Origin of the sequence: Streptomyces yangpuensis (assembly GCF_024666385.1) — a bacterium.
GTDB classification, from domain to species: Bacteria; Actinomycetota; Actinomycetes; order Streptomycetales; family Streptomycetaceae; genus Streptomyces; species Streptomyces yangpuensis.
Genome location: NZ_CP102514.1, coordinates 846,137 through 859,928, shown reverse-complemented (window position 1 = coordinate 859,928; position 13,792 = coordinate 846,137). Strand labels below are relative to the sequence as shown.

11 protein-coding genes are annotated in these 13,792 nt (G+C 75.2%); 4 read left to right on the top strand and 7 right to left on the bottom strand.

All coding sequences use genetic code 11. The features are described 5' to 3' along the window. Nucleotides 1-31: 31 nt before the first annotated feature. Complete coding sequence (locus tag NRK68_RS04025) at nucleotides 32-1,309, top strand: ROK family protein (protein ID WP_183065712.1); 1,278 nt, start codon at nucleotides 32-34, stop codon at nucleotides 1,307-1,309. A gap of 35 nt (nucleotides 1,310-1,344) precedes the next feature. On the opposite strand, the gene NRK68_RS04020 is transcribed toward NRK68_RS04025, so the two are convergent. Then, a complete protein-coding gene (locus tag NRK68_RS04020) occupies nucleotides 1,345-1,959 on the bottom strand; it encodes an ATP-binding protein (RefSeq protein WP_183065713.1) in 615 nt (204 codons plus the stop codon). A gap of 200 nt (nucleotides 1,960-2,159) precedes the next feature. On the opposite strand from NRK68_RS04020, the gene NRK68_RS04015 reads away from it, so the two are divergent. Then, nucleotides 2,160-3,332: a PLP-dependent cysteine synthase family protein gene (locus NRK68_RS04015; RefSeq protein ID WP_257854957.1), complete on the top strand. Its 1,173-nt coding sequence runs from the start codon at nucleotides 2,160-2,162 to the stop codon at nucleotides 3,330-3,332. Between the two features lie 15 nt (nucleotides 3,333-3,347). On the opposite strand, the gene NRK68_RS04010 is transcribed toward NRK68_RS04015, so the two are convergent. Further along, nucleotides 3,348-3,836, bottom strand: a complete 489-nt coding sequence (locus tag NRK68_RS04010) for an SRPBCC family protein (RefSeq protein WP_183065714.1) — start codon at nucleotides 3,834-3,836, stop codon at nucleotides 3,348-3,350. 185 nt (nucleotides 3,837-4,021) lie between these two features. Between NRK68_RS04010 and NRK68_RS04005 the strand changes: the two genes are divergently transcribed. After that, a complete protein-coding gene (locus tag NRK68_RS04005) occupies nucleotides 4,022-6,421 on the top strand; it encodes a hypothetical protein (protein ID WP_373024380.1) in 2,400 nt (799 codons plus the stop codon). Here NRK68_RS04005 and NRK68_RS04000 read toward each other — a convergent pair. From NRK68_RS04000 to NRK68_RS03980, 5 genes are all read right to left on the bottom strand, one after another. After that, complete coding sequence (locus tag NRK68_RS04000) at nucleotides 6,372-8,834, bottom strand: right-handed parallel beta-helix repeat-containing protein (RefSeq protein ID WP_257854954.1); 2,463 nt, start codon at nucleotides 8,832-8,834, stop codon at nucleotides 6,372-6,374. The genes NRK68_RS04005 and NRK68_RS04000 overlap by 50 nt on opposite strands. A gap of 146 nt (nucleotides 8,835-8,980) precedes the next feature. Continuing rightward, a complete protein-coding gene (locus NRK68_RS03995) occupies nucleotides 8,981-9,586 on the bottom strand; it encodes an Rv1733c family protein (RefSeq protein WP_257854952.1) in 606 nt (201 codons plus the stop codon). A 149-nt stretch (nucleotides 9,587-9,735) separates the two neighbouring features. After that, on the bottom strand, nucleotides 9,736-10,560 hold the full coding sequence (locus tag NRK68_RS03990) for an MOSC domain-containing protein (RefSeq protein WP_183065718.1): 825 nt from the start codon (nucleotides 10,558-10,560) through the stop codon (nucleotides 9,736-9,738). A gap of 52 nt (nucleotides 10,561-10,612) precedes the next feature. Beyond that, on the bottom strand, nucleotides 10,613-11,119 hold the full coding sequence (locus tag NRK68_RS03985; protein ID WP_183065719.1) for a DUF6643 family protein: 507 nt from the start codon (nucleotides 11,117-11,119) through the stop codon (nucleotides 10,613-10,615). A gap of 248 nt (nucleotides 11,120-11,367) precedes the next feature. After that, nucleotides 11,368-12,558, bottom strand: coding sequence for a glycosyltransferase (locus NRK68_RS03980; RefSeq protein ID WP_183065720.1), 1,191 nt, complete (start codon nucleotides 12,556-12,558; stop codon nucleotides 11,368-11,370). Between the two features lie 434 nt (nucleotides 12,559-12,992). Between NRK68_RS03980 and NRK68_RS03975 the strand changes: the two genes are divergently transcribed. After that, entirely contained in the window at nucleotides 12,993-13,784 is a 792-nt protein-coding gene (locus NRK68_RS03975) for a glutamate racemase (protein ID WP_257854951.1), read from the top strand. Nucleotides 13,785-13,792: the final 8 nt, after the last annotated feature.

Here is a 13,792-nt window from a genome sequence, read left to right as displayed (position 1 = left end):
GGCACCGTCCGATCATGCGAGGATCGATGCCATGAACGGCAACGGGGCCCCGCCGCGGGTGGGGGATGCGACCACGCCATCGGTGTCGAGCGCGGGCACGCGGACCAAGCTGGAACGGGGTCGCGGCGCGCTCGGACCGGCGCTGGAGCTCGTCCACACCGGCCGCGCCCCGACCCGTGCCGTCCTGACGGCCGAGCTGGGCGTCACCCGCGCCACCGCCGGGGCGGTCGCGGCCGAGCTGGAGGCGCTCGGGCTGATCCGGGTGGACTCGCGCCCCGGCGGCTCGGGCGGCGCCGGGGGCACGGGCGGCGGCCAGGGCCGTCCCTCGCACCGCCTGTCGGTGGCCGAGGACGGGCCGGTGGCGCTCGCCGCGCAGGTGCACTCGGACGGCTTCCGGGCCGCCCTGGTGGGCCTCGGCGGCCGGATCGTCGCCACCGCCCCCGGCAAGGTCACCGTCTCCGCCGACCCGGCCCAGGTGCTCGGCGCGGTCGTCCGGGCGGGCGCGGAGCTGCTCGCGGACAGCGGCCGCCGCTGCGTCGGCGCCGGGCTCGCGGTCCCGTCGGCGGTGGCCGAGCCGGACGGCACGGCGCTGAACCCGCTGCACCTGGCCTGGCCGGCGGGCTCGCCCGTACGGGAGATCTTCGCGGAGTGCGTGAAGGACGCCGGGATCGACGGCCCCGCCCTGACCGGCAACGACGTCAACCTCGCTGCGCTCGCCGAGCACCGGCACGGTGCGGGTCGCAGCGCGCAGCACCTGCTGTGCGTGGCCACCGGGCACCGCGGGGTCGGCGGCGCCCTGGTGCTGGACGGCCGCCTGCACAGCGGCAGTTCGGGCCTGGCCCTCGAGGTCGGCCACCTCACCGTGAACCCCGAGGGGCGCGCCTGCCACTGCGGCGGCCGCGGCTGCCTGGACGTGGAGGCGGACCCGCTGGCCTTCCTCACCGCGGCGGGCCGCAGCCCCGGCCCCGAGGTGTCGCTGCTCCAGCAGGCCCGCGACCTGCTGCGCGAGGAACCCGAGGAGCCTGCGGTACGGGCGGCCACGCAGGAGCTGATCGACCGGCTCGGTCTGGGCCTCGCCGGCCTGGTGAACATCCTGAATCCGGACCGGATCATCCTGGGCGGGCTGCACCGGGAGCTGCTGTACGCGGACCCGGAGCGGCTGCGGGCGGTCGTCGCGGACCGCAGCCTGTGGGGGCGCAGCGGAGGCGTGCCCATCCTGCCGTGCACCCTCGACCACAACAGCCTGGTCGGGGCGGCGGAACTGGCCTGGCAGCCGGTGCTCGACGACCCGCTGGGAGCCCTCGCCTAGGAACGGCCCGGGGGAGCTCAGGCCCGGATCGGCGGTCACCCGGGGCGGACTGCCACCGGGGAGGAGGCCGGTACCGGCAGCGCCGCGGGGACGGTGTCCGGTACCGGCAAAGTCGCGGGGACGGTGTCCGGCACCGGCAGCGTCGCGGGGACGGTGTCCGGCTCGACGGCCACGACCACGGTGCGCGTGGGTTCCCGTACGGGCCTGGTCGCGACCGGGACCGGGTGCGTCGGAGCCACCGGGGCGGGAGCCGCCGTCAGGGAGAACCAGACGACCTTGCCCGGCCCGTCGGGCCGTTCGCGCACCCCCCAGGCCTCGCTGAGCGCCTCCACGAGGGCGAGCCCGCGTCCGCAGGTCTCCAGTGGCCCCGCCCGCGTCGTGCGCAGGACCGGGAGCCGCGGATCGCTGTCGATGACCGAGACCGTCAGCCGTCCGAGCCGGAGCTCGATCTCGACGACGCAGGTCTTGTCCGGCTGCGCGTGGCGGTGGACGTTGCTGAGCAGCTCCGTCACGCCGAGCGCAGCCCGGTCTATGAGCGGATCGAGCTGCCAGTGGCGCAGTTGGGCCGAGACGATTCTGCGGATTTGGCCGATCCGCGACGGCAAGGCCTGCAGTTCGACGACGCAGTGCCTGCGGGAATGACTGATCACGGCTGCGACTCCCCGACATGAGTGTTACGGGTGCTGCACCCTCGGTAATGCTCCACCAGGGTCACCCACGGTGCCGCGCAGTGCAACCGAACGCGATCGAAAGCGATCCGCATAGATACCCAAAGTGACTGTTTGTGCAGGTGAGAGAGGTACATTGCGAAAGGCAGGGGGCGAAGCAGACCCACGAAGGAGCGCGCCGCATGAGCACCACCGGCACTACGGGCACCACCGGCACCACCGGCCCGGGAACCACCACCGGTACGACGGCCACGACCGTCGATGTCGACCGCAGCGACGCGGACTACCGTGCCTGGCTGAAAGAGGCGGTGCGCAAGGTCCAGGCCGACGCCAACCGCTCGGCAGACACGCACCTGCTGAAGTTCCCGCTCCCCGAGGCGTGGGGCATCGACCTCTACCTCAAGGACGAGTCCACGCACCCGACGGGCTCCCTCAAGCACCGCCTCGCGCGCTCGCTGTTCCTCTACGCCCTCTGCAACGGCTGGGTCCGGCCGGGCCGCCCCGTCATCGAGGCCTCGTCCGGCTCGACCGCCGTCTCCGAGGCGTACTTCGCCAAGCTGATCGGTGTCCCGTTCATCGCCGTCATGCCGCGCACGACCAGCCCGGAGAAGTGCCGCCTCATCGAATTCCACGGCGGCGCGTGCCACTTCGTGGACGACCCGATGAAGATGTACGAGGAGTCGGCGGAGCTCGCCGCCCGCACCGGCGGGCACTACATGGACCAGTTCACCTACGCGGAGCGGGCCACCGACTGGCGCGGGAACAACAACATCGCGGAGTCGATGTACCAGCAGCTCAAGCTGGAACGTTTCCCCGAGCCCGCCTGGATCGTCGCGACCGCCGGCACCGGCGGTACGTCGGCGACCATCGCGCGCTACGTGCACTACATGCAGCACGACACCCGCATCTGCGTCCCCGACCCGGAGAACTCCTGCTTCTTCGAGGGCTGGACCCGCAACGACCCGGACGCGAGCAGCGATTGCGGCTCGCGCATCGAGGGCATCGGCCGCCCGCGGATGGAGCCGAGCTTCGTACCCGGCGCCATCGACCGGATGATGAAGGTCCCCGACGCGGCGAGCGTCGCCGCCTGCCGCGCACTGGAGACTGCCATAGGGCGCAAGGCGGGCGGCTCCACCGGCACCGGCCTGTGGAGCGCCCTGAAGATCGTCTCGGAGATGGTGGCGGAGGGCCGCACCGGCAGCGTCGTCACCCTGCTGTGCGACCCGGGCGACCGCTACCTGGACAAGTACTACTCCGACGAGTGGCTGGCGGCGCAGGGGCTCGACATCGCCCCGTACGCCAAGACCCTCGACACGCTGCTGACGACCGGCGTCTGGCGCGAACCCACCGCCTGACACCTCCCGCCGCGGTCAACGGCCCGACGCGCGCCGGACGGTGAGGCGGGCGTCCAGGGTGCGGACCGCCGTGCGGAAGGAATGGCCCAGCCCCGGCCGGGCGGCCGTCAGGGCCAGGCGGAACGCGGCCGGCCCGTCCGCGGCGAAGGTCCAGCGGATGTGCGTACCGGAGCCGGCCGGAGTCAGCCTCCACTCCTCCAGCAGAGCCCGGACACCGGGAGCGTTGGTCGTGTCCACCCGGTACGCGTAACGCCGTTCGGGATCCGCGGCCATGATCGTCTCCTGCATGCGCACCCCGCCCAGCAGCCCGATCTCACGGCCCGCCCCGCCGTACGTGGGGCGGGCCAGCGTCACCGCCCCGAACCAGCGCGGCCAGCCCTCCACCTCCTCGGCGAGCGCCTGGTACACCGCCTCGGGCGGCGCCGCCGCATCGGCGGCGAACACCAGCCGGACCGGTGCCACATCGATGAAGTCCAGCCCCACCGGGCGGAGTCGGCGAACCATGGCGTTACCTCCTGAGGGCGGATCCGGGGGGACGTGCGCGGTCACCATAGCCGTGCGCCCCCGAGATGTCCGCTGCCACCGCCCGCGATTTCCACGCCGGTCGCCGCCCGCACCCACGATCGGCGGGTTCCCCCGTACGGGGCCTGGGCAGCGCCCCCGCCGCGCGGGATGCTGGAGACGCGCCGATTCCCCCGCGAGCGGAGGCCTGCGTGCCCGACCGCCCCCAGCCCGACCCGCCCCTCGCCCTCGAACTCCTCGTCCACGGCGTCGCCGGCGCCTCCCCGGCCGAACTGCTCGGCGACCCGCGCACCGTCCGCGTCACCGGCGACTCCACCGCGGCCGTGTTCCGCCGCACCGACGACGCCGACGCCGAAGCCCACCCCGAGCGGTACGCGGGGCTGCCCGTCCCCGAGGCCTACTGCTGGTCCCGGCTCACCTCCGGCAACGGGGCCCGCGCCCTGTGGCTGCTGCTCCTGCCCTTCATGGTGGTCAACCTCGCCCACTGGGCCCGGCCCGCCGCCCCCACCGGCCTCGCCGCCGACCCCGCGCCGCGCGCGGTGCGCACGTACGGGGTCCTCGTACGGATCCTCGCGCTCAGCCTGACCGTCCTGCTGATCGCGGCCGCCTGCGAGGTCGCACTCGACCTCGTCGCCTGGCAGTGCGCGGGCTCCGCGACCTGCACCGGCACCGGCTCGCGGCTCGGTTTCCTCGCACCCGACGGCGGCGGCTGGTGGTCCCAGCCGGGGCGCCGCCTCGCCCTCGGTGCGCTGGTCCCCACCGCGCTGACCGGGCTGCTCTGGTTCCTGTCGAACCGGACCTGGAGCGCCTACGAATCCCAGCCGCCGCCCGCCGGAGCCGCCGACCCGGACACCGCCTCCGACCCCGCGCCCGCCCTCGGCCGCCCCGGATTCTGGTACGGGCGCCGCATCGTGGCCCGGCTGCGGGCCGCGCACACCGCGGCCGGCCTGCTCACCGTCGCGGTGGCCGTCTCCGCGCCCACCGCCGCCCACGACCGCCGGACCGCGGCGACCGCACCCGGCCTCGAAACCGTCGGCTGGATCACCCAGGCCCTCCTCGCCTCCGGCGCCGTCACCGTGGCCTGGGTCGTCTGCCGCCGCGGCCGCACCGAGGACCGCCCCGACCACCGCCTCGACCGGGCCGTGGTCAGCCTGCTGCCCGGCGCCGCCCTCGCCCTGCTCGCCGCCGTCCTCGTGCACGCCTGCCTCTCACGCCCGGACTGGACCTCCGCGGGACGCCTTCCCGGGGACTTCGCCTTCGGGGTGATCATGCTCGGTCAGGGTCTCTGCGTGCTCGTCCTCGCCGCCGTCGCCCGGTACCTCCACCGCCGGGCCCCCGATCCGGCGGCCGCCCTGCGCGGCCTCGGCGGTCCCGCCGTCGCCATGCTCGGCTGCGCCCTCGGCGGCGTGATGTCCGGCGGGGTCGCCCAGCGCGTCGCCGACTGGATGGACGGAGGAGCCACCCCCGGCATGGCGGGCGCACCACTGCCCGGGCCACCCGTCCTCCTGTCCTGGCAGGCCTCCGTGCTGCCCCCGCTGCTCCTCGTACTGGCGCTGCTCGCCGCCTGGTTCGCGGCACGCGCGACCCGGACCCGGCGCCGCCTCGCCGCGACCGTCGCGGCGGAGTACCCGGGGGAGAGCCCGGACGTGCCGCGCAGCCGCCGCATCGCCGGGGCGCGTACGGCCGCCGCGCTGACCGACTCGGCGCCCTGGTTCGTCGCGGCCGTCTCCGGGATCACCCTGGTGCTCGGCGCCGGCGCCCTGGCCGGAGCCTGGTTCACCGGGCAGGTCCCGGGCGAGGCCGCCCGCTCGGCCCCGCCGCTGCTGGAGGCCGCCGCCCGCACCGCCCAGGACGCCGGTTCCTGGCTCATCGGCCTCGGCATCGCCCTCTTCGCCGCCTGGGGCCGCCGCGCCTACCGGGACCCCGCCGCCCGGCGGACCATAGGGATCCTGTGGGACGTCGGCACCTTCTGGCCGCGTGCCGCCCATCCCTTCGCACCGCCCTGCTACGCCGAGCGGGCGGTCCCCGACCTGACCTGGCGGATGGCCGGCTGGACCGGCCGTACCGGCGGCCGGCTGGTGATCTCCGGCCACTCGCAGGGCAGCGTGCTCGCCGCGGCGGCCGTCTGGCAACTGCCCCCGCCCGTCCGCCGCCGCGTCGCGCTGCTCACGTACGGATCCCCGCTCGCCCGCCTCTACGGCCGCTGGTTCCCCGCCTACTTCGGCCCCGGGCCCCTCGCCGCCCTGCACCGCGACATCGACTGCTGGCGCAACCTCTGGCGGGCCACCGACCCCATCGGCGGGCCCGCGCTCCCCGGCCCCGAGTCGCCGGAGGTGGACCGCGGCCCGCTCGCCGACCCGCTCGCCTACGGGCGCAGCGCCCGGCATCCGCTGCCCGCGCCGATCCTCGGCCACGCCGACTATCAGGCGGACCCCGCCTTCGCCGCCGAACGCGCCGCCCTGCTCGCCCGGCTGGAGCGGGCCGCACGGGCCGAGGTCCCGGCTCAGCGCCCCGGCATCAGCAAGGGGTGGGCAGCGTCGGCAGATCCGCCGGGAACAGCAGGGTGAGGTCGTCCGTGCTCGGCTCGGACAGCTGGGCCACCCGCCCCGCATGCCGCTCGACCATCGACTCGAAGGTCTGGCGCGCGGTGCGGCCGTTGCCGAAGGCGGGCCCCTTCGGCAGCTCCGTGAAGTACCTCAGCAGGGCTTCCTTCGTGCCCTCCCCGAGGTGGTACTCGTGCTCCTCCGCCTGCTGCTCCACGATCCGCAGCAGTTCCCCCGGGCCGTAGTCGCCGAAGGCGATGGTCCGGGAGAACCGCGAGGCCACACCCGGGTTGACGGTCAGGAAGCGTTCCATCTCCGCCGTGTACCCGGCGACGATCACCACCACCGCGTCCCGGTGGTCCTCCATCAGCTTCACCAGGGTGTCGATCGCCTCGCGCCCGAAGTCCCTGCCCGAGTCCTCCGGGGCCAGCGCATACGCCTCGTCGATGAACAGCACCCCGCCGCGCGCCCGCTCGAAGGCCTCCTGCGTACGGATCGCCGTGGAGCCGATGTGCTCGCCCACCAGGTCCACGCGCGACACCTCCACCAGGTGCCCGCGCTCCAGCACCCCCAGGGAGGCGAGGATCTCCCCGTACAGCCGGGCGACCGTGGTCTTCCCGGTGCCGGGGGAACCGGTGAAGACCAGGTGCCGGCGCACCGAGGCCGCCTTCAGGCCCGCCTGCTGCCGCCGGCGGCCCACCTCGATCATGTCGGTGAGGGCCCGCACCTCGCGTTTGACACTGTCCAGACCGACGAGCGAGTCGAGCTGCCCCAGCACGGCGCCCGACGCCCGCCCGGCCTCCGCCCCCGACGGCCCGTCCGCGCCCGGATCCGCGGGCCGCGGTACGGACACCCGGCCCGCCGGGACCGGCTGCGCCTCGGGGCCGCGCGCCGCACCGACCGTACGCACCCCGGACTGCGTGCCGGTGAGGCCGCCGCCCGGAGCCGACTGGGCCGCCGACCGCAGGACCGACCCGTCGCCGGTGCACTGCTCGGCGACGGGACCGTCCTCGGCGAACTCGTAGCCGCCGCGGGAGCAGCGCTCGGTGTGGCAGCGCGTCAGCGTGGTGCGGCAGCCGTCGAGGACGTGGAATCCGAAACCGGAACTGTCCGTCACCCGGCAGGCCGTGAAAGTGCCGCGGCCGCCCGCCGACACGTAGAAACCGGCCTCGGTGGGGGAGGTGACCGTGCACCGCTCCAGGGCCGGGTCGGCGCCCTTGGTGACGATCACACCGGTCTGCACGGCGTCGATGGTGCAGTCGGCGAGGACGCCGCCGCTGCCGTGGTCGCGGAACCAGGCACCCGTGGCCGCCTCGCGGATGCGGCAGTCGCCGAGCTGCGCCGTGGCGCCGTCGCTCACCGAGACCGCGGTGTTGCGGACCTGCGACAGGTCGCTGTCGGTGACGTCGACGCTCGACCCCCGGTCCAGTACGAAGACCGCGTCCGGCACGTCGTGCACCCGGCACGAGGCCAGGGAGGCGGTGGCCCCGTCGCTGACCCATACCGCCGGATAGTCGCCGGTGCTGTCGTGGATCTCGCAGGAGTCGGCGTCCACCCGGGTGCCCGGGTCCCACACGGACAGGCCGTTGCGCCCGAACCGGCGCACCGTGGTCCGGCCGAGGGTGAGGACCGAACGGGACCGGAGGTCGACCGCGTTCTCCGGGATGTCGTGGATGTCGCACCCGGTCAGGGTGAGCACGGCGTCGGTGTCGAGCGTGACCCCGTCCGCGGAGGTGCGGTGCACCGCGCAGTCGGTGAGGCGGGCGGCGGCGCGCGCGGCGATCTGCACGCCGGTGCCCCGGACCTCGTACACCTCGCAGCCCAGGGCCTCCAGGCCCGAGCCCTCGCCGGTCACCGCGATGCCCGCACCCGTGGTGTGGTGGATGCGGCAGCGCTCCAGCCGGGGCCGGCCGCCGCCGCGGACCGAGAACCCGGTCTGTCCCGAGGCGACGACCTCGCACTCCTCGAACACCCCGCCACCGCCGTCCAGGACGGCGATCCCGACGCCGGCCGGATTCTCCACGGTGCAGCGGCGCACCAGGGGCCGGGCTCCGGTGCCGCGCACCTCGATGCCGGCCGCCGAGTGGGTGCTCACGCGCAGGTCGGTGAGCTCGGGGGAGCCGTCCTCCACCAGCAGCGCCGGCGCCGCCCGGTCCTGGCCCTCCAGGTACAGGTCCTGCACCACGGCCGAGGCGCGCAGCGTCAGCGCGACGCCGTCGAGGGGCGCGATCCGCACCGACCCAGAACCGTCCTCCGGCCCGCGCAGGGTGACGGCGTGCTCCAGCACCAGGTTCTCCCGGTAGGTGCCCGGGGCGATGGACAGCACGTCGCCGTCGCCCGCGGCGGCGAGCGCGGCGGTCAGTGTCGGATATTCACCGGAGCGGCGCCGCCACCGCGAAGAGCCGCCGTGCGTCACCTGGACCGTGCCCTGAACCATGGTGCTGTCGTGCCCCCACCCTCGTGCTCATGCTGCCGATGCGGCCGGAGCCGCTGATCTCCGAGGCCACTCGGGCAACTGCTGCCCCTGGAGCGACCTGTCCGGCCGCTCCACCGTAGCGCGCGCGGAGCAGTAGGGCTGCCAGGTCAGCCACCGGCGCCCGCCCGGCCCCAGTCCGGCCCGGCGGCCGCCCACGCCCGGTCCAGCCGTATGTACCGACGATGCATGAGCCGGCGTACGACCAGGCGGCGGACCGTCACGGCCAGGACGGCCACCCCCGCCGCGGCCGCCAGGCCCGCCGTCCCCGCGTGGAAGGAGGCGGCGGACGGGTCCAGCGGCCGTCCCACCAGCCGGCCCCGCGCGTCGGTCCATATGCGGAACCGGTCGCCGGGGTGCGGCGGTTCCTCCGCGGCCGGCACCGTGCCCTCGTGGCTGCTGCCGTCGGGCGCGGTCCAGGAGGCGACGATCTGCGTACGCCGCGGGGCCGTCCGCTGCACCGCGGGGTCCCCGGACGGCTCCGCTTCAGGGGCGGGGCGGACCACCACGGCCGGCACGAGATGACGCTCCTGCCGCTGCGCGTGCACCGCCTGCTGGAGCGTGCCGTCCACCCGCAGGCCCGCGACCCAGCCGACGGCCGGAGCCACCACCACGACGCACACCAGCGCGGCGAAGGCCACCCACGCCTCGAAGAGATCGGTCGGCCGGCGCAGCGGATTGCGCCGCCAGCGCCACACACCCATGGCTGTCCGCACGGTCCGGCTCCCCCTCCTTGCGCCAGTCTCCGCCTGTCTCCCGTTCCGACTGCTCCAACGGCCTGGTCACGCCGGTTGGTTCCAGCTCGGGGGCAGAGCCCCTCGAAGGTGTCATTCCTGTGCTCCGGCCGCCACCCGGAAGCGGCCCGTCAGGCGAGGACGCGGACCTCGTCGCCGATGTGCAGGGTGCCCGGCCGGAGCGGAACCAGCAGCCGCCCGAAGGCCAGCGACTTCCCGATCCGCCGGTGCCGGGCCAGTGTCTTCAGCGGCTCCCTGCCCCGCTCGGCCGTCCGCTGGTCGGTGGTGGTGACGACGCACCGGCCGCATTCGCGCGCCCCGCGGAAGAGGGCGTCACCGATCGCGACGCGCTGCCAGCCGTCCTCCGCCCAGGCCTCGGCCCCCGCCACCACCACGTTCGGACGGAAGCGGTCCATGGGCAGCGGCCCCTCCTCGGGATGATCCCCCCGCGCGATCAGCGCGTTCAGGGCGTCGAGCGAGGCGAGTGTGGTCAGCAGCAGCGGATAGCCGTCGGCCAGGCTCACCGTCTCGCCCGGCAGTGCGTAGTCCGGGTCCACCGGACGCCGTACGGCCGGGTCGTCCAGGTGCACCAGCCGGACCGGAACCCCTAGGTACGCGCTGAACCAGTCGGCCGCGGCCCCCGCCGCGACCACGGTCTCGACCTTCTTCCCGAACAGGGAGACCGGCTCCAGCGGACCGGGCTCGGGCACCTCCACGACCAGCTCCGCCAGGCCGGGAGCGGTCACCGCGATCCGGTCGCCGCCCAGCGGGCGCGCCGAGGCCAACGCCAGCCGGGGATGGCGGCGTTGGGTGAGAACCGTGCCTTCCGGGTCGATCAGGGCCCAGCGACGGTCCCCGGACAGACCCCAGGGCTCCACGGCCACCGCATCGGGAGCGGTCCCCGCCAGCGACTTGACGGGGTGGACGTGGAGCGCCTGAACGTGCAACTTCGACATGGGGGCATAGTGCCAGCCCGCCCCGCCGTCCCGGCGCGCGCGAGGGGCCCCGTCAGTAGCCGCGTCCCTGGTAGGAGCGGCCGTAGGGGTCCTCGTACGAGGCGCCCGCGACCGGAGCCGGCACCTGCATGGGGCGCGGCGCGGCCGGACGCATCGCCTCGTAGCCGGTGGCCATGGCCGCCGGGCGGGGCTGCTGCGGCTGGGGCTGCGGCATGTACCCGGCGCGGGCCGCGACCGGCTGCTGCTGCGGAATGTAGGGGGCGGGCGCGTTCTGCAGCGGCATCGGCTGCGGAGCGGCCTGCTGCTGGTACGGATAGCCGTATGCCGGGGCCTGCTGCTGAGGGGCGGCAGGCGGCAGTGCGGGCAGGGCCGAGGGGAGGGCCGGCAGGTACCCGCCGCTCGAATAACCCGCGCTCGGGGACTCGTAGGCGGCCGGGACGCGGATCGGGGCGATCTGCGGAGTGCCCCGTTCTGCGACGAGGGAGTCGTAGATGGGGGTGTCCGGGAAAGAGGGCGCGGAGTAGTAACCGCCGCCATAAGTGGAGCGGGGGGAGGTCATGAGACATAAGTTAAGCCCACGAATTCACCGGGTCCATAGCGAGGCGACGTCAACACCGCGCTGACCTGCATATTCGCAGGTCAGAGCCCCACCTTTCACTTGGCGTCCACGTGCACGTTTTGGTCACTTCCGTCCCGCCTTGCTCCAACTCGTACCCACCGGTTGTGCGTTGCACCGACTTCTTGCTGACGCAGCGTCACAATGCGGTGACCTCGGATGACGCGGGTCCGGACGGGTGGTCCGCCGGTTCAGGCGTCGCTCGGCCGGGCATAGGTGCGGCCCTTCCACGCGGCGCCGCGTCCGCGGTAGTGCTGGACGGCCGAGCCGACGGTCATCAGGAGGTACAGCAGCGCGGTGAACGGAAGCAGCGGCGCGAGTGCCGGCGACCGGCGGTAGTAGCGCAGCATCGGCAGGTAGGTGCCGGCCATGAGCAGCCAGGCGAGGCCGCCGGCCCATGCGGCCGCGGGGTGCCCGGCGGCGAGGCCCGCCAGGAGGGCGGCCGGGGGCACCAGGTAGACGAGCGTCAGCCCGGCGACCGTCCCGGCCAGCAGCAGGGGCTGGTGGCGCAGTTGCGCGTAGGCGCTGCGCGAGACCATCCGCCACAGGTCCGCGAGGGCCGGGTAGGGGCGGATGCTGTCCACCCGCTCGGCGAGCCCCAGCCAGATGCGGCCGCCGGAGTCCTGGACCGCGCGGGCCAGGGAGACGTCGTCGATGACGGCCTGCCGGATCCGGTCGGGGATCCCGGCGCGGACGGCGGCGCCGGTGCGCAGCAGTACGCAGCCGCCCGCGGCCGCGGCGGTGCGGGCGCCGGGCCGGTTGACCCACCGGAAGGGGTAGAGCTGGGCGAAGAAGTACACGAAGGCCGGTACGACGAGCCGCTCCCAGGCGCCGGCGACGCGCAGGCGGGCCATCTGCGAGACGAGGTCGAGCTCGGCGGAGGTCGCGGCCGAGACCAGTTCGCGCAGACTGTCGGGTTCGTGGGCGATGTCGGCGTCGGTGAGCAGGAGGAAATCGGGCTCGGTGGGGTGGGCGGTGCGGGCGAGCGCGATGCCGTGGCGCAGTGCCCAGAGCTTGCCGGTCCAGCCGGGGGCGGGGTCGCCGGGCGAGACGACGGTCAGCGGGAGGCCGGGCTGTTCGGCGGCGATCCGCAGTGCGAGGCGGCCGGTGCCGTCCGTGCTGCCGTCGTCGACGAGGATGACCTCGGCCTCGCCGGGATAGTCCTGTGCGATGAGCGAGGGCAGGCTCAGGGGCAGCACCCCGGCCTCGTCCCGGGCGGGGACGACGATCGCGACGGACGGCCAGCGGGCGGGGGCGGTGCGCGGGGGGAGCCGGACGTCGGTGCGCCAGAACATGCCCTGGGCGAAGGTCAGCCAGAGCCAGGCGGCGAGGGAGGCCCAGGACGCGGCGACGGCGAGGGTGGCGACGGTGGGAAGACCCATGGCGGCAGTGTCCCGCGCCCCGGCGCCCCTGTCGCGCACCCGAGCCCCCGGTGCGGCGCCCCTCCGGGAAGCCGGCCGAACCCGGACGCCCGCGCGGGGCCCGTGCCGGGCAGGCGGGCCCCCGGGCCGGGCAGGTCGGCGAGGGCCCGGGTGTGCGGCCCGTGCCGGGCGGGCCGGCGTGGCGCTGCGGCTTCGCCGGGTCCGGGAGGTGCGTGGTCGTCGGGGTGCGGGCTGCCGCAGGCGGGCGCGGACGGGTACGCCGGTGGGCGGCTTCGGCCTGGGCCGGGTCACGTGGGATGGCTGAGGCGGCGCCGGGGCTGGGTCTGTGGGGGCCTTGGTGGGGCGGGCCGTACGGGGGCCGGTGGGGGTGGGGGACTGGGGCGGGTGTACGAGTGCGTGGGGTCGGGCGGGGTGGGGTCGACTAAGGTGGGCGGGTGAAGATCGCGCTCATGGACTCCGGAATCGGCCTCCTCGCGGCGGCCGCAGCGGTGCGGCGGCTGCGGCCGGACGCGGATCTGGTCGTCTCCTCCGACCCCGAGGGGATGCCCTGGGGCCCGCGTACCCCCGACGACCTCGCCGGCCGGGCCCTGGCCGTGGCCCGGGCCGCCGCCGAGCTCCGTCCCGACGCGCTGATCGTGGCCTGCAACACCGCCAGCGTGCACGCCCTGAACGCGCTGCGGGCCGAGCTGGAGCCGGCCATCCCGGTCATCGGGACCGTGCCCGCGATCAAGCCGGCCGCCGCGGCCGGCGGCCGGGTGGCCATCTGGGCCACCCCCGCCACCACCGGCAGCACCTACCAGCGCGGGCTCATCCGCGACTTCGCCACCGGCGCCCGGGTCACCGAGGTGCCCTGCCCGGGGCTCGCCGACGCCGTGGAGGCCGCCGACGACGCCGCTGTGACCGCGGCCGTCGCCGCGGCCGCCGCGCTGACCCCGGCCGACGTCACCGACGTCGTGCTCGGGTGCACCCACTACGAGCTGACCGAGGGCCCCATCCGGGCCGCGCTCGCCGCGCGGACCGGGGGAGCGGAGCTGGTCTTCCACGGCTCCGCCGAGCCGGTCGCCGTCCAGGCTCTGCGCCGTATCGGCGTCACCCCCGAGCCGGGCCTGCCCCGCACGGGCGGCCTGACCGTCCTGCACAGCGGTCGCGTGGCAGCCCTGCCCGCCGCCGCGTTCGCCTACGCCGAAGGCCGGCTGCTGGCCGGCCAGGGCGCGCCCGTGGGCTGACCCCCCCC

What these genes read in the sequence shown, in the direction of transcription:
- NRK68_RS04025 (WP_183065712.1), top strand. Translation starts at nt 32, where the DNA reads ATGAACGGCAACGGGGCCCCGCCGCGGGTGGGGGATGCGACCACGCCA.
- NRK68_RS04015 (WP_257854957.1), top strand. Translation starts at nt 2,160, where the DNA reads ATGAGCACCACCGGCACTACGGGCACCACCGGCACCACCGGCCCGGGA.
- NRK68_RS04010 (WP_183065714.1), bottom strand. Translation starts at nt 3,836, where the DNA reads ATGGTTCGCCGACTCCGCCCGGTGGGGCTGGACTTCATCGATGTGGCA.
- NRK68_RS04000 (WP_257854954.1), bottom strand. Translation starts at nt 8,834, where the DNA reads ATGGTTCAGGGCACGGTCCAGGTGACGCACGGCGGCTCTTCGCGGTGG.
- NRK68_RS03990 (WP_183065718.1), bottom strand. Translation starts at nt 10,560, where the DNA reads ATGTCGAAGTTGCACGTTCAGGCGCTCCACGTCCACCCCGTCAAGTCG.
- NRK68_RS03985 (WP_183065719.1), bottom strand. Translation starts at nt 11,119, where the DNA reads ATGACCTCCCCCCGCTCCACTTATGGCGGCGGTTACTACTCCGCGCCC.
- NRK68_RS03980 (WP_183065720.1), bottom strand. Translation starts at nt 12,558, where the DNA reads ATGGGTCTTCCCACCGTCGCCACCCTCGCCGTCGCCGCGTCCTGGGCC.